The sequence below is a fragment of the Acinetobacter sp. YH12152 genome (genome assembly GCF_013418285.1).
Lineage (GTDB): Bacteria > Pseudomonadota > Gammaproteobacteria > Pseudomonadales > Moraxellaceae > Acinetobacter > Acinetobacter amyesii.
In genome coordinates this window covers 1-19,420 of record NZ_VPCH01000004.1, presented here as the reverse complement: position 1 = coordinate 19,420, position 19,420 = coordinate 1, and the positions used below count along the sequence as shown (strand labels likewise).

The 19,420-nt window shown below is 41.7% G+C and carries 22 protein-coding genes; 12 read left to right on the top strand and 10 right to left on the bottom strand.

Features of this window, described 5'->3' with window-relative positions:
* Positions 1 to 7: 7 nt before the first annotated feature.
* Positions 8 to 2,518, bottom strand: a complete 2,511-nt coding sequence (locus FTU83_RS02290) for a hypothetical protein (RefSeq protein WP_180105609.1) — start codon at positions 2,516 to 2,518, stop codon at positions 8 to 10.
* A 230-nt stretch (positions 2,519 to 2,748) separates the two neighbouring features.
* Here FTU83_RS02290 and FTU83_RS02285 point away from each other — a divergent pair, with 230 nt between their 5' ends.
* Complete coding sequence (locus FTU83_RS02285; protein WP_180077081.1) at positions 2,749 to 4,572, top strand: acyl-CoA dehydrogenase C-terminal domain-containing protein; 1,824 nt, start codon at positions 2,749 to 2,751, stop codon at positions 4,570 to 4,572.
* Positions 4,573 to 4,926: 354 nt separating this feature from the next.
* Positions 4,927 to 5,217 carry a hypothetical protein gene (locus FTU83_RS02280; RefSeq protein ID WP_257223495.1) on the top strand — a complete coding sequence of 97 codons (291 nt, stop codon included), beginning with the start codon at positions 4,927 to 4,929 and terminating at the stop codon, positions 5,215 to 5,217.
* 42 nt (positions 5,218 to 5,259) lie between these two features.
* On the opposite strand, the gene FTU83_RS02275 is transcribed toward FTU83_RS02280, so the two are convergent.
* Positions 5,260 to 5,667, bottom strand: coding sequence for a hypothetical protein (locus tag FTU83_RS02275; RefSeq protein WP_180009514.1), 408 nt, complete (start codon positions 5,665 to 5,667; stop codon positions 5,260 to 5,262).
* A gap of 133 nt (positions 5,668 to 5,800) precedes the next feature.
* Positions 5,801 to 6,955 carry a radical SAM family heme chaperone HemW gene (gene hemW, locus FTU83_RS02270; protein ID WP_180105611.1) on the bottom strand — a complete coding sequence of 385 codons (1,155 nt, stop codon included), beginning with the start codon at positions 6,953 to 6,955 and terminating at the stop codon, positions 5,801 to 5,803.
* 125 nt (positions 6,956 to 7,080) lie between these two features.
* On the opposite strand from hemW, the gene FTU83_RS02265 reads away from it, so the two are divergent.
* From FTU83_RS02265 to FTU83_RS02255, 3 genes are all read left to right on the top strand, one after another.
* Complete coding sequence (locus tag FTU83_RS02265) at positions 7,081 to 7,539, top strand: DMT family transporter (RefSeq protein ID WP_180064829.1); 459 nt, start codon at positions 7,081 to 7,083, stop codon at positions 7,537 to 7,539.
* A 41-nt stretch (positions 7,540 to 7,580) separates the two neighbouring features.
* Positions 7,581 to 8,939, top strand: a complete 1,359-nt coding sequence (locus tag FTU83_RS02260) for an MATE family efflux transporter (protein ID WP_373685351.1) — start codon at positions 7,581 to 7,583, stop codon at positions 8,937 to 8,939.
* A 123-nt stretch (positions 8,940 to 9,062) separates the two neighbouring features.
* Entirely contained in the window at positions 9,063 to 9,488 is a 426-nt protein-coding gene (locus FTU83_RS02255) for a hypothetical protein (RefSeq protein WP_180105612.1), read from the top strand.
* 316 nt (positions 9,489 to 9,804) lie between these two features.
* Here the strand turns inward: FTU83_RS02255 and FTU83_RS02250 are convergent, their stop codons facing one another.
* Positions 9,805 to 10,017, bottom strand: a complete 213-nt coding sequence (locus FTU83_RS02250) for a DUF1737 domain-containing protein (RefSeq protein ID WP_180024326.1) — start codon at positions 10,015 to 10,017, stop codon at positions 9,805 to 9,807.
* Positions 10,018 to 10,218: 201 nt separating this feature from the next.
* Here FTU83_RS02250 and FTU83_RS02245 point away from each other — a divergent pair, with 201 nt between their 5' ends.
* Together FTU83_RS02245 and FTU83_RS02240 are read left to right on the top strand one after the other, a co-directional pair.
* Entirely contained in the window at positions 10,219 to 11,517 is a 1,299-nt protein-coding gene (locus tag FTU83_RS02245; protein ID WP_180105613.1) for an AarF/ABC1/UbiB kinase family protein, read from the top strand.
* 104 nt (positions 11,518 to 11,621) lie between these two features.
* Positions 11,622 to 11,876, top strand: a complete 255-nt coding sequence (locus FTU83_RS02240; RefSeq protein ID WP_078189321.1) for a type B 50S ribosomal protein L31 — start codon at positions 11,622 to 11,624, stop codon at positions 11,874 to 11,876.
* Positions 11,877 to 11,997: 121 nt separating this feature from the next.
* On the opposite strand, the gene crcB is transcribed toward FTU83_RS02240, so the two are convergent.
* Positions 11,998 to 12,381, bottom strand: coding sequence for a fluoride efflux transporter CrcB (gene crcB, locus FTU83_RS02235; RefSeq protein WP_180105614.1), 384 nt, complete (start codon positions 12,379 to 12,381; stop codon positions 11,998 to 12,000).
* 168 nt (positions 12,382 to 12,549) lie between these two features.
* Between crcB and FTU83_RS02230 the strand changes: the two genes are divergently transcribed.
* A complete protein-coding gene (locus FTU83_RS02230) occupies positions 12,550 to 12,882 on the top strand; it encodes a HopJ type III effector protein (protein ID WP_078192490.1) in 333 nt (110 codons plus the stop codon).
* An 89-nt stretch (positions 12,883 to 12,971) separates the two neighbouring features.
* Here the strand turns inward: FTU83_RS02230 and FTU83_RS02225 are convergent, their stop codons facing one another.
* Together FTU83_RS02225 and FTU83_RS02220 are read right to left on the bottom strand one after the other, a co-directional pair.
* Entirely contained in the window at positions 12,972 to 13,403 is a 432-nt protein-coding gene (locus FTU83_RS02225) for a protease inhibitor I42 family protein (RefSeq protein WP_257222512.1), read from the bottom strand.
* Between the two features lie 72 nt (positions 13,404 to 13,475).
* Positions 13,476 to 14,036, bottom strand: a complete 561-nt coding sequence (locus FTU83_RS02220; RefSeq protein ID WP_078189325.1) for a hypothetical protein — start codon at positions 14,034 to 14,036, stop codon at positions 13,476 to 13,478.
* 304 nt (positions 14,037 to 14,340) lie between these two features.
* On the opposite strand from FTU83_RS02220, the gene FTU83_RS02215 reads away from it, so the two are divergent.
* Positions 14,341 to 14,967 (top strand): class I SAM-dependent methyltransferase, encoded by a 627-nt coding sequence (locus FTU83_RS02215; protein ID WP_180055410.1) that lies wholly within the window; start codon positions 14,341 to 14,343, stop codon positions 14,965 to 14,967.
* Between the two features lie 47 nt (positions 14,968 to 15,014).
* On the opposite strand, the gene FTU83_RS02210 is transcribed toward FTU83_RS02215, so the two are convergent.
* Complete coding sequence (locus FTU83_RS02210; RefSeq protein WP_180105615.1) at positions 15,015 to 15,608, bottom strand: hypothetical protein; 594 nt, start codon at positions 15,606 to 15,608, stop codon at positions 15,015 to 15,017.
* A gap of 55 nt (positions 15,609 to 15,663) precedes the next feature.
* Positions 15,664 to 16,134 (bottom strand): Holliday junction resolvase-like protein, encoded by a 471-nt coding sequence (locus FTU83_RS02205; RefSeq protein ID WP_078192492.1) that lies wholly within the window; start codon positions 16,132 to 16,134, stop codon positions 15,664 to 15,666.
* A gap of 132 nt (positions 16,135 to 16,266) precedes the next feature.
* Here FTU83_RS02205 and FTU83_RS02200 point away from each other — a divergent pair, with 132 nt between their 5' ends.
* From FTU83_RS02200 to sodC, 3 genes are all read left to right on the top strand, one after another.
* A complete protein-coding gene (locus FTU83_RS02200; protein ID WP_180105616.1) occupies positions 16,267 to 16,911 on the top strand; it encodes a ParA family protein in 645 nt (214 codons plus the stop codon).
* 150 nt (positions 16,912 to 17,061) lie between these two features.
* A complete protein-coding gene (locus FTU83_RS02195; protein ID WP_171263748.1) occupies positions 17,062 to 18,183 on the top strand; it encodes an AI-2E family transporter in 1,122 nt (373 codons plus the stop codon).
* Positions 18,184 to 18,299: 116 nt separating this feature from the next.
* Positions 18,300 to 18,848, top strand: coding sequence for a superoxide dismutase family protein (sodC, locus tag FTU83_RS02190; protein WP_180092510.1), 549 nt, complete (start codon positions 18,300 to 18,302; stop codon positions 18,846 to 18,848).
* A gap of 71 nt (positions 18,849 to 18,919) precedes the next feature.
* On the opposite strand, the gene FTU83_RS02185 is transcribed toward sodC, so the two are convergent.
* Positions 18,920 to 19,420: RNA-guided endonuclease TnpB family protein (locus FTU83_RS02185; RefSeq protein WP_180008669.1), on the bottom strand; the 501-nt coding region annotated here is incomplete at its 5' end.

Sequence of the window (19,420 nt, the reverse complement as noted above, 5' to 3'; positions counted from 1 at the left end):
ATCCAACTTAGTTCTTGTGTTTTTGTATCGCCTTATAGGTCTCATAATAAGCCGATTGGCTGAACAACTCTTCGTGTTCTGCTGCTAGGCCTTGCAATGACGCTTCTGATAATTTTCCTTTGATATCATCAGCAAAGGCTTGCGCATAGATTTTTGATGCTTTCACCAAATGCGCTTTTTCAGTTCCTTCCAGTTCATAGCTGGCTAAAAAGTTTTGTTGATATAAATGTGCAAAAATCGCCTGATCAGTCTTATAGGTTTTTTGCAATTGTTTCCACTCAACCTGAGCTTTGTACTCACCAATCCCTGACTGTACATAATGGTTGACCGAAGAACCTAAGTCATCAAAGTCTTGATAGCGATGTAAAGCATGCTTATCACGTAATTGATTTAAACGTTTCAGCGCATTGCCTGTTGGTTCTTTTAAGCCATCAACAAATCGATACGCATAGACTTCCGCAATTTCATTCAAATCATTGGCTGAGTAATAACGCACATACTGAGCACGATAGTTAGCAAATGCCACGACAAATGCCGCTTGATAGGCTTTCACTTCAGATTGATGGCGCTTATAACTTTGCAATGCCACAGTACTGAGATATTCAGGAAGTTCGATTTCTTCATTTGCAGCACGGACATCATCGACCGATGCAGTTTCTGCTTCAGCAAGCAGAGGATCATTTCCCGTGATTGGCGCAAGCAGGCCTTTCAACATATTTTCAAAGAGTGAATCTTTACTGACTTCCTCAATGGATTTTGCCTGTTTCATGGCTTGACGATTAATTGGAGTCGCATTGCCATAATTCAAAATTTGGTTGCTACTTTTCAGCTTTAATTGACCTAAACGTGGCTCATTAAAGGCCAATTGATAGTCCATTACTTGGACGCGGCCTTTGTGATCTAAGCCTACATCCATCACCACATTCGAAGATGCTTTATCCTGTACATTTAGCACCTTCGCAATTTCAGCTTGATGCTTTTGCCATAATTGCTGGAATTGTTTTACATCGACAAGTTGTTCACTTTGATATTGCTGGAATACCGGCTTTAACTGCTCAACAGCATCCGAAATCTCTGAATCTGTATTGGATGCGTCCGCAGCAGAAGCCGATGGTACAGAATCTTCTTGCAGCGGTATCACCCGAACATCTTGATAATCCTGACACAGTGTGACTTTACCAATCGGCACCTGTTTGGTGTTCATCAAGGCCTGACAGACTTCTTCAGATAAATTCGCTGTTTCATCATCTTCTTCGGAAACCGCATAAGCTTCGGTTACTTCAGTATCCGAACTATAGGTTTCTTCGTCATCAGCCGCGGTCGCCTCCGCATATGCACTTGCAGTATCGATCGCGTATTCAGCAGATTCAGCTGCAGAAGACGTTTGTTCTTCTTCAGTTTCGTGTTGGTGATACATCAGGCCATGCATTTTCGCATTGAGCAGCTCATTCACACGTTCAACAGATGCATAAGCCGCATCATAGTCTTCATCCTCAGCTGCTGCCGCTACTGCAGTCCCTCCCGCCGCTTCAGCCGCAGCCATCGCCTCTTCGGAAGCACTGTGATGCACAGCAGCGTCCACAGATTCATCTTGCTCAGCGTCACTATTGCGCTGACCTTTGATTTGCGTGGTGTAATAGTTGGCGTTCACAAAATCAAAAAGTTCAAGCTGGGTGTAAAGCGCATCGAGATCACCCACATAGCGGATTTTTTTAGTCAGCCCTGCATTTTTTTCATCACGTGTTAAAGCAATATTTTGCACTTGATTCGGCTCTGCCAAGACATAGGGCAAAGCATTCATCTGTTTTAAATAGTCAGCAAATTTTTTCAAATCGTACTGAGCAATCGTCTCTTTATGTTTTGAAAAATCCACATAAGCCAAGCTGCTTTGGCTTTCGCGATTCACCATAAACGGCATGAACGCAAAGTAGTTGGTATAAAATTTATGTTGATTAAAATCAATGATCATCGGCAACTGTGCATTCACCTGCAAGGTCGGTTTTTGATAACTCAATTGCAAGGTTAAGGCAGCAAGTTTTTCTCTAAAATGTACTGAACCGCTATAGCTAAACTGTAAATCATTCAACACATTCAGCAGTGATTGAGCAATTTTAGATTGCGGAGAAACGCCATCCTCTTCATCGCTATAGCGCGCTGATGGTGGGATCGATTCATTGGCAATGGCTTGATAGAGCTGTTTCTTTTCTTTTTGGCTAAACGGAATATTTTGGGTTTTAATCAACTGATCCAGTTGTTTTTTAAGTTTAGGATCCAGCTCTGGCTGTGTGCTAGTTGCAGGTTTTGACTTGGTTTCAGGCTTTTTTTCATCGAACTGAAGATCTGTCTGAATTGAAAATTGCCCTTTCATGTCATAACTGGCATTTTCAAACATTGCGTTTAAGCCTTGAGTGGCTTGTTGCCCGAGAGACTGATCCGTTGAATTGGTTTTTATGACATGTTGAGCACACCCAGTAATACTCAAACCCAGTAAACAAAGTGTTATATATTTTAATCGCATAATTGTACGAAAGACCTAAGTTCTTTATGATTTATTAAAAGAAAAAAATGATCAAAAGATCAACATCAAGTCTATCAGAAGTTTATTTTTCACATGTTGGTTAAATATTACAATTCGCCTTTCTGACATTTTTTAAGGGCGTATTCATCAATGTTTTTTGGATAAAATTATGAATAATCAAATCATCAATACAGATAATCCAAAAAAATTTAGATATTAGGATTAAGACTATGCCTGCATATAAAGCGCCTTTACACGATATTCGTTTCTTAATGAATGAAGTACTCGATTACCCAGCACATTACAAAACTTTGTCTAATGGTGAAGCTGCTGATGCAGACACTGTCGACATGATTTTAGAAGGTGCAGCGGATTTTTGTGAAAATATCCTTTCGCCTTTGAACCAAACGGGTGATGAAGAAGGCTGTCATTTTGAAAATGGTGATGTGAAAACACCAAAAGGGTTTAAAGAAGCCTATGACCAATTTGTACAGGGTGGCTGGCAAGGTCTGTCTTTCCCTGAAGAATTTGGCGGTCAAAACTTGCCACAGTCGTTGAATCTCATCAAATCTGAAATGATGGGTACAGCAAACTGGTCATTCCAAATGTATCCGGGTCTCAGCGTAGGTTGTATCAACACCATTCTACAATTTGGTTCAGAAGAACAGAAAAACCAATATTTACCGAACCTTGTTGCTGGAACTTGGTCAGGCACCATGTGCTTAACTGAACCTCAATGCGGTACCGACTTAGGTCAGGTAAAAACCAAAGCGGAACCTCAAGCTGATGGTAGCTATGCAATTTCTGGTACAAAAATCTTCATCTCTGCGGGTGAGCATGATTTAACAGATAACATCGTGCATATCGTACTTGCTCGTCTTCCAGATGCTCCTGCAGGTACTAAAGGGATTTCATTGTTCATCGTTCCAAAATTCCTTGTGAAAGCAGACGGTTCAGTGGGCGAACGCAACCCAGTGACTTGTGGTTCGATTGAACACAAAATGGGGATTCGTGCTTCGGCAACAGCTGTGCTGAACTTTGACAATGCCATTGGTTACTTGATCGGTGAAAAACACAAAGGCCTACATGCAATGTTCACCTTCATGAACACTGCACGTATTGGTACAGCAATTCAAGGTATTGCACATGCTGAATTGGCATTCCAAGGCGCTCTTCCATATGCCAAAGAACGTATGTCTATGCGCGCACTTTCAGGTAAAAAAGATCCTGAAAAGGTAGCCGATGCGATTATTCACCATGCAGACGTACGTCGTATGCTTTTAACTCAAAAAGCGATCGCTGAAGGCGGCCGTTCAATGATTTACTATGCAGCTCAAATTGCGGACAAAATGACTGATGCTTTAACCCGCGGTGATACAGCAGCGTTTGAAGCACATGATGACCACTTAGGCTTCTACACACCGATTCTCAAAGGTTTCCTAACCGAAATGGGTTATGAAGCTGCAAACCATGGTATGCAAGTATACGGCGGTCATGGTTATATTAAAGAATGGGGCATGGAACAAATCGTTCGTGACTCACGTATCTCTACTCTCTACGAAGGCACAACAGGCGTTCAAGCACTAGACTTGATTGGTCGTAAAGTTCTGTTGACCTCTAAAGGTAAAGTGATTCGTGACTACACAGCTGAAATCTTGAAGTTCTGTGGTCAACATGCACGTAACAAATACATGCGTCGTTTTGCGTGGGACTTAACGAAGCTTTGCGCACAGTGGAATGCATTAACGGTTCGTATCATGCTTGCAGCACGTAAAGACCGTGACATCGTATCTTCTGCTTCTGTCGATTTCTTAATGTTCTCTGGCTACGTGATGATGGCTTATTTCTGGGCACAACAAGCTGCCGTAGCTTCTGAAAAATTAGCAGAAGGCAATGGTGCAGAAGTTCCTGAGTTCTATAAAGCAAAAATCAAAGTGGCTGACTTCTACTTTGAACGTCTATTACCACGCTCACAAGGTCACGCTGAAGCAATGGTTAACCCATCGAAGACCATGACTTCTTTGGCTCCTGAACACTTTAGCTTTGACTACTAAGCTTTAAACCGAGTTAAATGACTCTATAAAAAGACCGCTTCGGCGGTCTTTTTTGTCTTCTCTTTTAATTTTGATCTATAGGAATTACGAGTAGTATTCTTAATTTCTTCATGAGGTAATAACAATGTATAAAGATGAACTTTATATGGAGAAATATTGTTGTATTTTTCAACAAAAATAGAACACCTTATCGCTAAAACATAATTTTATTTAATAAATATTAAATACTTAAAGTAAATTTAACTCCATAATTTTAGCTTTACATTTGTATCTCATACAACTTCATATCTTCTGCATAGCCTCCCCCTATGATGACTTCATTGATTCATAGAGAGCGTAACCATGAAAAAATTGATGTCTTCATTAATGATTGGTCTGATTGCAACAACTGCGACAATGTCTGCAATGGCAGCGCCTGCATTCGATCATAAAAATCCGCTACCTGCTGCACACTTCGATAAAAAACCTGTACCGCCTAAAGCAACACATCACAAACCTGCTGGGCCGCAAATGGTGAAAAAAGAGCATCAACAAGCTCATGCAAAATTTGCCAAACAAAATCATAAGGCAGTAGCTTTTAAAGGCAATCAACACAAACCTGTTTCGCAGCATAAATTACCGCCAATGCCACCGAAACATCGTTAAGCTAAATTAAAAAAAGACCGCTCATGCGGTCTTTTTTAATATTTACTTTGCTTTATCAGCAATAAATTCTTTAATCTCTATGGGTTTATCTTTTACCAACTCAACAGTGCCTTCATTCACACCATTAAAGTTCTTAAAGTGAATTGAAACACCTTGGTCGTTGGCAAGTCGTACACCACTTCCTGAAACTCCTCGTTTCAATTCATACACACGATCAGAATTATCAGTCAATTGTGCGGTTTCAAAATTATCTTTGGTTTTTAACTCAAGGCTAAGATCTTGTGGCCCTGTAAAGTGAATCACTTGCTCATCTTGAGATACTGCAACATCGTTTGTTTGTGCAGTTGCGGTCGTTGCCTCTGTTGCAACATTTTGTTCTGATGGTGCTTTTTTATCGGTGCAACCCACCAAAGCTATAGTTAATAACGTCGCAGTTAAAATATATTTCATTTTCTGAAGTTCCTTTATGCCATGTAAATTCAATTATCAACTGAATAATTTCATACACATTCTGCAAATTACATTCGGAATATGAAAAATTACTTGTCGCTCAAATTTTAAAACAAGTTTGACATAGCTTTCATTACAGGAATTCTTCCAACACTAAGTTTAAAAAGATATGTCCCTGCTCGGTACAAGACAAAAGTGTTGGATCACTGACCATCAATTTACGTTCACGTAATGAGTTCAATAACTCGGCAATCGGCTCTAAACTTTCCCCTGTACGCTCGCTATATAGCTTGGCTTCCACCCCATGATTTAAACGAAGTGCATTCATCATAAATTCAAAAGGCATGTCGGCTGCTTCGATGCGCTTAAACTGAAGATGTTCAGCAGGTACTTTGGCTAAATAGTCTTTCGGCAATCGGGTTTTTTGGAAACGATACACCCCGTCTGGCATGGTCACTTTACCATGCGCGCCTGCGCCAATCGCTAAATAGTCACCAAACTGCCAGTAATTTAAATTGTGTGCCGACGGCTTTTCTTTACGCCATGCCGACACTTCATAATTGATAAAGCCTTGCGCTGTTAAATAGGCTTCGCCCTGCGCTTGAATCTCTTCAAGCACATCATCGACAGGCAGAATCGGCTGGGTGCGGAAAAAGACCGTATTCGGCTCAATCGTCAACTGATACCACGACACATGTGTTGCGCCATTTTCCACAGCCAATTTCAAATCCAAAAGCGCTTGCTCAATCGCTTGTTCAGGCAGGCCATGCATCAAATCGACATTCACCCGTTCAAAACCTGCTTCCCGTGCATGCTGAATGGCAGAAATGGCATCGTCATTCGAGTGAATCCGACCCAGTTTTTTCAGTTGCTCGGTATTAAAACTCTGCACACCGATAGATAAACGATTAATCCCTGCCTCTAAATAACCTGAAAAAGGATCGTGCTCAACCGTACCGGGATTGGCTTCCAAGGTAATTTCACAGCCCTTTTCAAATGGCACCAATGCTTTGAGCTGAGTAAATAACCATTGATAACCTTGGGCAGAAATCAAAGATGGTGTACCGCCACCAATAAATACACTATGAATCAGGCGGCCCTGAGCAAAATCGACTTGGGTTTTAAAGTCTTCAACCAACGCCTGTAAATATTCTTGTTCTAAGTACAGAGACAATTCACCATTCGGCACCGCATGCGAATTAAAGTCACAGTATGGACATTTACGCACACACCACGGCATGTGAATGTATAAAGACAAAGGAACGAGTGCAGGATTTAATTCAGCCAAGGAGATTGCTCAAAATGCGTTGAAGAATACTGTTTATTTTAACATGACTGCATCAGAGTGCTTGTGAAAACTCTGATCGAATACAGTAGACTGATCATATTAAAAAAGAATTTGCTGATAACAAGATGAAAATAAGCAGCCATTTATTGTACTTACTGCCGCTCGCGATGGGTATTGGCATCGCCATGACCATTCAAACAGCGATCAACAGCCAATTGCGTGAATATTTATATTCACCGCTGCAAGCTGCCCTTTTTTCTTTTTTGGTTGGTACAATAGTCCTCGCCTTTATGGTGTTTTTTCAATCGGCCGAAAAACCGGACTTTGCAAGTTTTGCTCAAATCCCTTGGTATTTATGGTTGGGGGGATTTTTGGGTGTTTATGCCATCAGTATCAGTATTTATACCGCACCGAAACTGGGTTTTTTATCCCTCTCCGGTCTGATTATTTTTGGACAGATCTTAATGTCGATGGTATTTGACCATTTTGGCTTGCTCGGCACTGAAAAAACCCCGATTAACTGGCAACGCTTATTGGGTGGCGTGGTGATTTTTATTGGTGTGCTTCTCACTTTCCAACGCTAAGACCTCATTCCTAAGCACCTCACAAGAAATGAGTACATTCTGTGTCTACTGTCACGGCTGTAACAAGCAGCAAGTATGAATTAAAACAACTGTTTCATTTAATGATCCCGATATTGATCACGCAGTTTGCGCAAGCGGGATTTGGTCTCATTGATACCATCATGGCTGGACACATGTCCGCCAATGACCTTGCAGCCATTGCGGTCGGGGTCGGCTTATGGATACCAGTCATGCTGCTGTTCAGCGGCATTATGATTGCCACCATCCCATTGGTTGCCGAAGCCAATGGTGCTCGGACGCCTGAAAAAATTGCCACCATCGCCCGTCAGTCTTTGTGGGTTGCGTTGTTTCTTGGCATTATCGCTGCACTGGTTTTACAGGCAATGCCACTGCTTTTACCGTTATTGGGTGTCCCTGAGGCATTACTTCCGAAGGCGAGCTTATTCTTACACGCCATTAGTTTAGGTATGCCTGCTGTCACCATGTACGCAGCTTTACGTGGTTACTCAGAAGCATTGGGGCATCCACGTCCAGTCACTGTGCTGAGTCTGCTGGCCTTATTGGTGTTAATTCCACTGAACTTTATTTTTATGTATGGTTTAGGCCCAGTCCCTGAATTAGGTTCTGCAGGATGTGGTTTTGCCACCGCGATTTTGCAATGGTTAATGTTCTTTGCTTTGGCGATGTACGTTTTCAAAGGAGCGGCCTATCAAAAAACCCAACCTTTCGCTGCTTTTGAAAAATTAAACAGTCAATGGATCAAACGTATCTTAAAACTTGGCTTTCCCATTGGCTTAGCCATTTTCTTTGAAGTCAGTATTTTTAGTACAGCCGCTATTGTTTTGAGTCCTTTAGGCGAAGTCACCATTGCAGCGCATCAAGTCGCCATTTCGATTACCTCGCAATTGTTTATGATTCCCATGTCACTAGCGATTGCGCTGACCATTCGGGTCGGTACCTATTATGGGGAGAAGAACTGGCTAGCGATGAGAAAAGTCCAGAAAGTCGGTATGTTGACAGGGACGGTATTTGCCCTAATTACCATGCTGCTGCTTTGGCTTTTACGTAATGAAATTGTGTCACTCTATACCAATGACTATGATGTGACTCAGCTTGCAGTGTACTTGGTGTTGTTCGCAATTGCCTATCAGTTGATGGACGCATGGCAAGTCAGTGCCGCAGGGTGTTTACGCGGTATGCAAGACACTAAAGGGCCGATGTGGATCACTATGATCGCGTATTGGATCATTGCCTTCCCTGTCGGGATCTATCTTGCACGCTTCACCACGACTGGTGCTGCAGGCGTTTGGATTGGCCTAATTGTGGGTCTGACTGTCGCATGTATACTGCTACTTACACGTTTATTTATGATGAATAAACGTTTAGCACAACCGGGATAAGCCCTAAAATATCATCTAAAAAGTTACTTAAAAATACGGCTACGCTATGCAGAAGATTAATGCAAATTAACTCACTGCATAGCAACACCATAAATAAAAAGCACGAAGAAGAGGAAAATAAACATGTCCCATGTATTTCGCTCGATCAGTCTCTGTCTGAGCTTGAGCTTTTCCATGTCACTACAGGCTGAACAAACAATCAACCGACATGAATTTCCTTTATATCACGCACCCATCAAAGTCCAATCACAACCCGAATTTGATTACATCAATCAAGCACTTTGGACAGCCTTTCGCTTTTATCATGAACAACAAGCAGACTCATATACCGCACGTTTAAAATTAAGTTGTCAGCAATCTGGTATGGCGTATACCTATCAGGACTTCATCAAGGCCAATCAAAAGTTTGCCTCTGCGGACGATCAGGATTTTATCGTGACGCAAAACCTCATCACCCTGAATGAAAATTTACACCATAACCAATGCAGTAAATATCTCAGTCCACATTTAGAACTGGAAAAAACTGAAGCAACTAATGCTACGCAGTAACTTCAGTTGCACAATTTGATTCAAATAAAAGAACGATACGCGGAAATGTCATCCGCAATTGTTTGAGACAGGACTACCTCAAAACAAAAATGTTTTTGCAATACTTTAAATAATTAGACGCTAGTGAACGAGTTTTGCGGATGACAATGGTTTTGGGTACTTTTGCCGAAACAAAAGTACCTCCAGCTGAAGGCTAATCCCTTTATTCAATCCCTAGATGAAAGACTCCGTCTAATAAAATTAAAAATCTTTTTAAAAATGCGTAATTACTTTTACAGGCATAACATCAGTGAAGTTACAGGAGCAGCAAAACCAACTAATTAAGCGCCTCGATGGCATTTTTTAAACCTTGTGGCACTTGGCTGTCGTCTTCTACGTCTTTCACGATCGCCTGCCCGACAATCACCTCTGTCCCATTAAAACTCATGGTTGGTGAGCCATACAATTCATAGCCTTCATTTAAAGCTTTGGTCACACGGGCACAGAAATTGACATCATCTTTACCGGTTAAATAGCGATACACTTTCATCGTTCAGTTCTCTTCTAGCGACGCGATATTTTAAACCATTCAGCGCGTGGCTTAAATTTGCCTGAATTATTTTCAGTATTTACATTTTTGCCCATCATTTTATCAATGGAAATAAAGTCTTAACAATTTAAAGTAGGCAGTTTGTGTTTTGTCGCCTATGATCGGTATTAGATAATAAATGATGATCTTGAGGAACATCACATGGCAAAAACGGCTAGCACACCGGGTCGTCGCTTTATGAAACTTGCCAGTATGACGGCAAGCATTGCTACTAAAACCGTTTCCAATTCCATCCGCAATATCACTGCCGATGAAGAACAGAAAAATGCATCTCGCAGTAAACTTTTTCAGGACATCGGTCTGCAAATTGCAGACACTTTGGGTGAAATGAAAGGTGCGGTGATGAAAGTCGGACAAATTGCCTCGCAGTACAAAGACATTTTTCCACCTGAAGTCGCAAAGGCCATCAGTAAATTACAACGCCAAGCGCCAGCCATGCCCTTTGCTGAAATTAAGGCTCAAGTAGAACAAGAACTCGGCAAACCCCTCGCGCAGATTTTTAAAAGTTTTGAAGAACAACCTTTTGCCGCTGCATCCATTGGGCAGGTGCATAAAGCCGTGTTACCTAATGGTCAGCAGGTGGTGGTGAAAGTGCAATATCCGGGTGTCGAAGAAGCCTGTGAAAGTGATTTAAAACAAGTTCGGCTTGCACTTCGTCTGATGGGCGTATTGAAAATTAATCGGAAGTTACAAGACAAGCTATTTCGTGAAATTCAGGACAGTTTAGACAACGAACTGAACTATGAAATCGAAGCGCAAAACTTAGATGTGGCCCGTGCGTTTCATAGTGCGCTGGATGACAAAATCATCATTCCACAGGTCTATAAAGATTATTCTTCACGTCATATTTTGACTCTAAGTCTAGAGCTTGGCGACAGTATAGAAACTGCCAGCACATGGTCACAAGAAACACGAAATGCCTTGGGAAGACGGTTATTCCGTGCCATTGGCCGTGAAATTTTCTTCCTTAAACGTTTCCACTGTGACCCACATCCGGGCAACTTCGCCTTTCGTGAAGATGGTTCAGTCATCGTATATGACTACGGCGGTGTGAAAACCCTGTCTCCTGAAATCGTGTCGCACTTTAAGCAATTGATCAATGCTGCACGCAAGCACGATATTCCACTGATTGAACAGCAACTTGATGCCCTACATTCACTCAATGAACTCGGTAAATTCCCTGCGGAGTTGTATGAACAATGGCTGGAAGTGCTGATGCGTCCGCTAACCACACAATACGACTTTGCTGAAAATTCAGCGCACCATGACGGGGTAGAATTAATTAAGCCATCTCTTAAATACTGGGATGTGTTTAAACCGTCACCGGATACCTTGATGGTGAACCGGACTGTTTCAGGGCATTATTGGAATTTGATTCATTTGAAAGTGCATGACAATCTCAATGATCTTTTTGATGAGTTGGTCCCACCTAGCGCTTAAGTGAATATGACGCGCTGATTGCCTGATGAATTTCGGGCAATATTTGCATTTTATATTGTTATGTTATAACATTTCTTTAATCAATAAATTTAAGGAACAGAAGAATGCGTGCCAACATCCATCCCGAATACCGTGAAGTGCTCTTTCATGACACCAATGCCAATGCCTTTTTTGTGATTGGCAGTACTTTAAGCACCAATCAAACCAAAGAGTTTGAAGGCAAAACTTATCCATATGTGACGCTCGATATCTCAAGTGCATCACATCCTTTTTATACAGGTGAACAACGCCAAGTGAATAACGAAGGACGTATTGCGAACTTTAATAAACGCTTTGCGCGTTTCAAACGCTCACAATAAGTTCAGTTTCGATTAAGTTTTTTCTTTTAAAATTAAAGCATTGAAGAAGTTCAAGGTTCCCCTCCTCCAGCCTGAGCTTCTTTTTTTTATGTCTGAAATTTTGTGGATTTCAAGCGTTGTTTTAAACATCTATTTTTAAAATCGACTGAAATAAGTAATATCCCAGTCCCAATACGATGACGCCAATCACCACACTGGAAATGGCATAACTAAATGCCAGCCCACTTTGCCCTTGTCTAAGCAGTTGGAAGGTTTCTAAGCCGAAACTTGAAAATGTGGTAAAGCCACCTAAGATCCCGACCATAAGCAATAAGCGTGCTTCATTTTGTAGAACGGGATATTTTTGGCTAAATGCAAAAAACACACCTGCACAAAAGCAACCTAAAATATTCACCCACCATGTTGCCCAAGGAAAGAGTACTGTTGGCTTGGCCAATAACAGTCCTGCTGCATAGCGAAGTGTTGCCCCAATTGCGCCGCCACATGCGACCAAAAGCAAGTTCATAGTTGTCCTACTTCAACATCATTGGTATCTACAATTTAGGCAACAGACTGCCTAAGGTCGCCCTTCAATATACACGCATTTAATTTACGCAAATAGTGTTAAATGTTTGGGCCAAAGCTTGCTATAGTCTGCAACACTTTGCGGTATTTTTTATTGAAAGAGGACATTATGGCTCAGGAATTATTAGATCAACTTCAAGCAGGGACTGCGAAATTTTCAGATGTGATTGCATTTATTGAAGCGCGTTATAACCACACACCAACTGCTTTTACCAATGGCAAACAAGCCAATGCAGCGACTGAAAACCAAGGCAGTGCCAAAGTATTTTCTTTTGCCCAATTGAATGGTCTAAACCAAGCTGAAACCTTAAGTCTTTTTGCTGAACATTATGCTGCTGTTTTGGCGACACCAGACGCAACTGACCACCAAAACATTCGCCAATTTATGCAAAATGGTTGGGAAGGTATTCAATTTGACGGTCAAGCGCTCAGCGCGAAATAATGCATACGTGGACGTTCTAAATCAGTTCGTCTGCCATAAAAAAGCCAGTATAAATACTGGCTTTTTTATCTTTTCATCAGTGGTTCAAATCAAGATACTCGAACTCTGCAAGTCCATTCAGCCATCGCGGTTTTTTCCCAAGCTCGTGCATGCTTCAAATGTAGTAATTCTTCACCCGCAGTCGTTGCGGTAAAACGATAAGTTTTTTGACCACCGGCACCAAGCACTGGTGTCGCATCTGCAGCAGCAGCTTGTTGTTGTTGAGCTGATTGAAACACTTCTTCAACTTTAAAAAGTTTCGGTTGCTCAGCCAAAGACCATACATATCCGGTACTTGGATTTTCGTTTAACAGTACTTCTAAAGTTTGTCCACGATCCATCTCAAGCAAGGTCGGACAACTTTGCTGTTCAGTAAATACATGGGTTTTCCCATCTACAGTTGAACTCATACTGGTACATCCACCAAGCGCCATACCACTCGCCAACATTAGACTCAAAATAAGCTGTTTCTTTATCGTCATTTTCATCATCAAATTATTTTACCTTGAATCTAATGCACACCGATTTCAATACGATCTCGATGTAATCGAAGTTTAGCCTTTGACTTTTTCAATCCACTGAATCGAACTTACACGAAAAACTTCACAAGCCCCATCACCCGTATCTGTTGGGGTCAAAGATGAAGTCCAAACCAAATCTTTGTCTTTCACCTCAACCAAATCCCCTTTTAAACGCACAAGATCGCCACGTTTTACTTGAGTAATTTGTTTCGCAATTTGCGGGTTTGCAGGAATGATGTGCATATTCGACACCATCATCATGGCTTGCTTTTGCGGTACAGGAACACGATCCATTTTCCAATTTAAGAAACGGTCATATTGATTGACTGAAATCGTACGAGCAATTTCTGGCTCTGCAAATAAGCCCCAACTGACTGCATAATCAATCGGAGAAAATTTTGCTTGTTCATCTGTTTGATAGGTTTTTGAACCTAAAATTCGGAAATCACCTTTAAATTCTTTCAAGGTAGAAATCGACTGGCCTTTGGCAGCAGGTGCTAAGCCTTTGGCAATATTATAATCTGAAGACGCTTGGACACCGACATTCAATAAAAAGCCTGCAAGCACAGTACTTAATGCAATTCGCTTGATCATCGCGTTATCCTCTTACCCTGTAATACTTCACATTACTCAATTTTAATTCTGCAATTGAGCCGACTTCATCTATTCATAATGCCCCAACCTGAACATGAGCTTAAAATCCCGTAGGTTGAGCGTGATGAATGTCGTTTTTACTAGTTGTAACTCTATATTACGCACACAGTCTGCATAAACCTTATGAACTTGGTAACAAAATGCTGTTATTCAGTCAATTGGCCCATATCCACGCCCTACCACATGATTTAAAATTAAAAAGACATGATTTACACTTTAAAAAAAGCCAACAACAATACCCGCTATGATTTATAAATTTTATCAACAACACATTTTTCCGCATCTTTTAAATCAAGTCATGCAAGTACCGAGCCTGATGGATAAACGACGCGAACTCCTTTTAGCCGTGTCTGGTGAAGTACTCGAAATTGGCTTTGGTACAGGTTTGAATTTAGCGTTTTATCAAAATGTTGATACGGTTTTTGCCCTTGAGCCCAATCCTGATATTTTTCATTTAGCTGCTGAACGTGTACATGCGGCACCCTTTGAGGTACAGCATATTTTAGCCGGTGCTGAAAAATTACCCTTTGCAGATGAAAGTCTAGATCATGTCGTGAGTACATGGACCTTATGCAGCATTGCCGATATTGAAACTGCGCTTGAAGAAATCTACCGTGTCCTTAAACCAACAGGAACATTTCATTTGGTTGAGCATGTACAACACAATGAAAATGGGAAAATTAAGCAGTTACAACACTTATTGACGCCCATTCAAAAGAAAGTCGCGGATGGCTGTCATCTGGATCGTCATATGCAAAAGTTGCTTGAAGATGCCCAGTTTGAATGTTTTGAAACGCAGTATTTTGATGCTGAAGGCATTCCAAAAATTGGACAGCGCATGTTGCTCGCCCGCGCACGGAAGTTGAGTTAAAGCGTCCAAGGCCATGTTTAAGCACAATCAAATCTAGTTAAAAGTACCTAGTCTTTGATTAGTCGAATGGCATTAATTTTTAGGATATGACAGGGCTTTTTATTCAACACATTAAAGGTGCTATACGACTTCCCTGTTTTGGTGGAATGCACATCCACCCATTCACCCAAAATCTCCACACGATCCCCTGATTTCAAACGCCGAATACGATTTGCGACGTCTTCGGATTGAGCAATCACACTGACATTTTGCAATTCAGACTTGAGCTGTTCAACTTGTGTCGAGGGTACATTTTTCGCTTGCACGCTAAAACAGCGGTTCTGCTGCGACCACTCAAGATGATATTTTAAAGACTGGATATTATTTGAGCCTGAACCCAGTAGCAAATCAATATTGCTGACATAGGCCAAGTCTTGAAAGCCACCCACCACGGTCGGTGCGGCCGGATGTAATGTACGACTACTCGCACTGTAGTATCGTTTATCCAACAGCAAATATTCACCGGAAAATGCCTGAGTCGGTGTGACCTGAAAATTTTTCAGCACACCAGTTTGCTCTAAATGTGGAATGGCACGAAAATATTCAGACCATATCCACAGCATGAGCGCAAAAACGGCTGCAGTCGCTAAGAGTTTTTCCATGTGGATATTCTGTCCTTATTACTTTTCGACGGTTCTGAGGCTGAGTCACGCGAGCTTAAATGTGCTCAAAATCAATTCGGATGGTTTCAAAACGCACTCGCCCTTCGGCAATGGCTTGAGCAATCGCTTGTTGCCCTTTGGTCAAACGTGCCCCACCACTTTTAATATCAATCAGCACCACTTCAATGTCTTCAGCGAGTCCATCGCCATCACGAAAGTCGGTATAGCCATCAAAAACCACATAATCGATCGGGTCACCGAGAAACTTTGCATCGCTAGGTAAATATTGAAATTCGGGCATGATCGGCGCCATTTGTTCGGCCATTTTGCCTTTTAAAACAGCACGACTGGTATTTACACTGCGTTTTTGTGCATGGGCCAATGCCTGCTGATGTTCCAATTCTAGTTCTGCAATATATTGCTCGTATTCTGCCTTAATCCTTCCATTGCGACTGCCACTTAAAATTAAGGTGGTCAGTACAATCCCAATACACGCGCCAATGAGCATGGCCATCCAGACAGACATTTAAAATTCCTAATCTTTTTAATATATTACAGTGAAACCTATAGAAAAAACTTAGACTTTGGTTCTTTGTCATATTCCCCGCATTAAACAATGATATGCTAGGGATGAGCAGAATAAAATCTATTTAGGTCGATGAAAACGATATTAATTGCCAATCAAAAAGGTGGTTGTGGCAAAACCATCACAGCAATCAGTTTAGCCTCTGCACTTGCGCAAAAAGGTTATAAAGTGGCCTTGGCAGATGCTGACAATCAAAAGTCTGCACGTCAATGGCTCAAACAGCGCCCAGACACTGCAGCCCCAATTCAGAGCCTAGATTGGCGTCATGAAAAATCGATTGGTGATGTGCCGAAAGGGATTGAATATCTGATTATCGATGCTCCGGGTGCGTTATCGGATGAACATGCAGATCAGTTGGTGAGTGAAGCCCATACCATTATTACTCCACTGCAACCATCTTTCTTCGACATCGACTCGACCCGTCGTTTTTTAAAGCATTTGCAAGAAATTAAACGGATTCGTAAAGGTAAAGTCCAAATCTTATTGCTGGCCAATCGTGTCAAACCCAATTCTGCTCATTCCAAAGAAATTCAAGATTTTTTCAATAAAGTTGAACAACAGCCCGTTGCTTGGATTTCTGAACGTACCGCTTATGGTCAACTTGCCATGCAAGGTCTTTCGGTTTTTGACAAAACGCAAAAATTGTACCTCGGTATGCAACAACAGTGGCAACCTGTGCTCAATGCCATTATTGAAGACGAAGCCGAGTGGTTTTAACCCATCATTCCACATTTTGTTGATATAAAGGCCAATATTGCAAGGATCTAGCCTGAAAGATATTCACCATAAGTTAACAAGCTCTCGTTTTCGGGAGCTTTTTTTTCGGTTAAGATTGAACACAACATGATGAAAAAATCAGAGCACGCATTGCCAACGTTCGCACCTACATTACAAAAAGTCTTATTGTTCGGATTATTTTTTATCCTGATTTTTTTGAGCTTTAGCGTACTCAAATACTTTATTGTGCCCGTTGTTTGGGCAGCCATTATTGCCTATATGACTTGGCCGCTGTATCAATCGGTGCATCGTTTTTGTGGCAATCGTGCAAATCTAAGTGCGGCGCTGATGATCTTACTGGTGGTGCTAGTGGTAGGTCTGCCGGTGATTTTTGCGATCTTCTTGCTACAACATGAAGGCCGTAACTTGTATTTTGAATTACAAAAGCAAGTTTTCTCTGGTCATGTCAATGTGCCTGATTTTATTCGCCAACTGCCGTTTATTGGTAAAGAAGTCAGTCGTACCCTGCATGAGCTGAACAATGACCCAAACAGTATCATTCAATCGGTACAAATTTGGATTCAGGGGCATTTGAACTACGGTAAAGTTTTGGTCGGCGAAGTCAGTAAAAATATCTTTAAGCTGTGTTTTGCCGTGATGTCTTTATTTTTCTTCTATCGTGATGGTCAAACCATTTTAAGTCAGGTCAGTAAAGCCCTCGAAATGGTCATTGGGCCACGTATTCATCATTATCTTGCCACCATCTCGGATACCACACGTGCCGTCGTGTATGGCATCGGTCTCACCGCCATTGCCCAAGCTTTACTTGCCGGTGTCAGCTATTTTGTCGCCGATGTGCCTAACCCGATGTTATTAACCATCATTACCTTCATGTTGGCACTGATTCCGTTTGGTCCACCAATTTCATATACTGCTGTGTCGTTGTGGTTATTTTCACAAGGTCAAACCATTGAAGCCATTGGCGTCATGGCTTGGGGTGTTTGTGTGGTGAGTACGGCCGATAACGTGATTCGTCCTTTAGTGATTTCAGGGGCAACGCAGATTCCATTCTTATTAATCATGTTTGGTGTTTTGGGTGGGATCGCCAGTTTCGGTCTTGTTGGTTTATTTATCGGGCCAGTGATCTTAGCTGTATTGTTAGCCATTTGGCGTGAATGGTTGCATGAAACCCAAATTGAACCCGTCATGATGCCCAAAGCAACATTGGCACATAACTTAGACAATATGGATGATAAGCCTGAACAACCTTAATTCAGGCTTGAATTCATTAAACAAATATTACAATCAAATACTTAAATTATCTGTCATCCTGTATCCGCATCTGTTTCAATGGTTGAAACTCCATAAAAACAGACAGGATGCCAAACATGTCTTCACTATTTAAATTCGGTGCGCTTGCTGCGGTCAGTGCCCTGATGTTTACAGGCTGTGCGAGTACCTCGACTTCAACAGGTCTGAATGCAAAAACCGTGACGGTCAATGCCGTGACTGCTCAAGGTATTGGTCAAAGCATCGGTCAAATTAACTTGGTTGATAGCCCTGCTGGCTTGGTTATTCATACCAATTTAACCCAGCTTCCTCCGGGTCCACACGGTTTCCATATTCATGAAAAAGGTTCTTGTGCCCCAGCTGAAAAAGATGGAAAAGCGGGTGCTGCTCTTGCTGCAGGTGGTCACTTTAACCCTAAATCTGCACCTCACCACGGTACGCCGCTAACCGGTCACATGGGTGACTTACCGATCCTTCAAGTTCAAACCGATGGCACAGCAAAAGTGAATTTAATTGCACCACGCTTGAAATTGGCGGATGTACAAGGCTTAGCCATCATGGTCCATGCCGGTGGTGATAATTACTCTGACGACCCTAAACCTCTAGGCGGTGGCGGTGACCGTATTGCCTGTGGTGTGATTCAATAATCAACTTTGCATATAGATTTGAACAAGCGGACTTTAAGTCCGCTTTTCTATTGATTGACATCCTCACCCCCTTAAAAGAGGGTGATTCCTACAGCTAGACGCTTATGCCCAAGCGCAAGAATGTTTAGAGCTGAGTTTATATCTCGATCATGAGCTGTACCACAGCTCATGCACTCCCATTCTCTTATTCCAAGATCTGTCTTACCTTTTGGACTACTTGAGGTGATCTCACCGCAGCACGAACAGATTTGGGTCGTATAGGCTTCTTGGACTTCTTCAAACAATACGCCTGCGTTCTCGCATTTATACTTAAGCATTGTTTTTAGTGCAGAAAATCCTGTATCCAAAACAGATTTTGCCATTTTGGTTTTTACTAATTTTTTAGCACTCAAGTCACCTACAATAATCAATGCATTTTCATTCACAAGCTTGGTGCTTGCTTTATGCAAATGATCTTTTCGACTATTTGCAATCTTGGCGTGTAATGCACGAACACGCTTCTTATTCCTGGCTCTCTGAGCAATACCTAATTTCTGCTCATATTTTCGATAGAATTTTGGATTTGAAATTAC

Excerpts from the sequence above, each read along its gene's own strand:
- FTU83_RS02205 (WP_078192492.1), bottom strand. The coding sequence starts at position 16,134 with ATGTCTGTCTGGATGGCCATGCTCATTGGCGCGTGTATTGGGATTGTA.
- FTU83_RS02255 (WP_180105612.1), top strand. The coding sequence starts at position 9,063 with ATGTCCCATGTATTTCGCTCGATCAGTCTCTGTCTGAGCTTGAGCTTT.
- FTU83_RS02285 (WP_180077081.1), top strand. The coding sequence starts at position 2,749 with ATGCCTGCATATAAAGCGCCTTTACACGATATTCGTTTCTTAATGAAT.
- FTU83_RS02200 (WP_180105616.1), top strand. The coding sequence starts at position 16,267 with ATGAAAACGATATTAATTGCCAATCAAAAAGGTGGTTGTGGCAAAACC.
- FTU83_RS02210 (WP_180105615.1), bottom strand. The coding sequence starts at position 15,608 with ATGGAAAAACTCTTAGCGACTGCAGCCGTTTTTGCGCTCATGCTGTGG.
- FTU83_RS02220 (WP_078189325.1), bottom strand. The coding sequence starts at position 14,036 with ATGATCAAGCGAATTGCATTAAGTACTGTGCTTGCAGGCTTTTTATTG.
- FTU83_RS02275 (WP_180009514.1), bottom strand. The coding sequence starts at position 5,667 with ATGAAATATATTTTAACTGCGACGTTATTAACTATAGCTTTGGTGGGT.
- crcB (WP_180105614.1), bottom strand. The coding sequence starts at position 12,381 with ATGAACTTGCTTTTGGTCGCATGTGGCGGCGCAATTGGGGCAACACTT.
- FTU83_RS02215 (WP_180055410.1), top strand. The coding sequence starts at position 14,341 with ATGATTTATAAATTTTATCAACAACACATTTTTCCGCATCTTTTAAAT.
- FTU83_RS02290 (WP_180105609.1), bottom strand. The coding sequence starts at position 2,518 with ATGCGATTAAAATATATAACACTTTGTTTACTGGGTTTGAGTATTACT.
- FTU83_RS02280 (WP_257223495.1), top strand. The coding sequence starts at position 4,927 with ATGTCTTCATTAATGATTGGTCTGATTGCAACAACTGCGACAATGTCT.
- FTU83_RS02245 (WP_180105613.1), top strand. The coding sequence starts at position 10,219 with ATGGCAAAAACGGCTAGCACACCGGGTCGTCGCTTTATGAAACTTGCC.
- FTU83_RS02265 (WP_180064829.1), top strand. The coding sequence starts at position 7,081 with ATGAAAATAAGCAGCCATTTATTGTACTTACTGCCGCTCGCGATGGGT.
- FTU83_RS02230 (WP_078192490.1), top strand. The coding sequence starts at position 12,550 with ATGGCTCAGGAATTATTAGATCAACTTCAAGCAGGGACTGCGAAATTT.
- sodC (WP_180092510.1), top strand. The coding sequence starts at position 18,300 with ATGTCTTCACTATTTAAATTCGGTGCGCTTGCTGCGGTCAGTGCCCTG.
- FTU83_RS02240 (WP_078189321.1), top strand. The coding sequence starts at position 11,622 with ATGCGTGCCAACATCCATCCCGAATACCGTGAAGTGCTCTTTCATGAC.
- FTU83_RS02225 (WP_257222512.1), bottom strand. The coding sequence starts at position 13,403 with ATGACGATAAAGAAACAGCTTATTTTGAGTCTAATGTTGGCGAGTGGT.
- FTU83_RS02250 (WP_180024326.1), bottom strand. The coding sequence starts at position 10,017 with ATGAAAGTGTATCGCTATTTAACCGGTAAAGATGATGTCAATTTCTGT.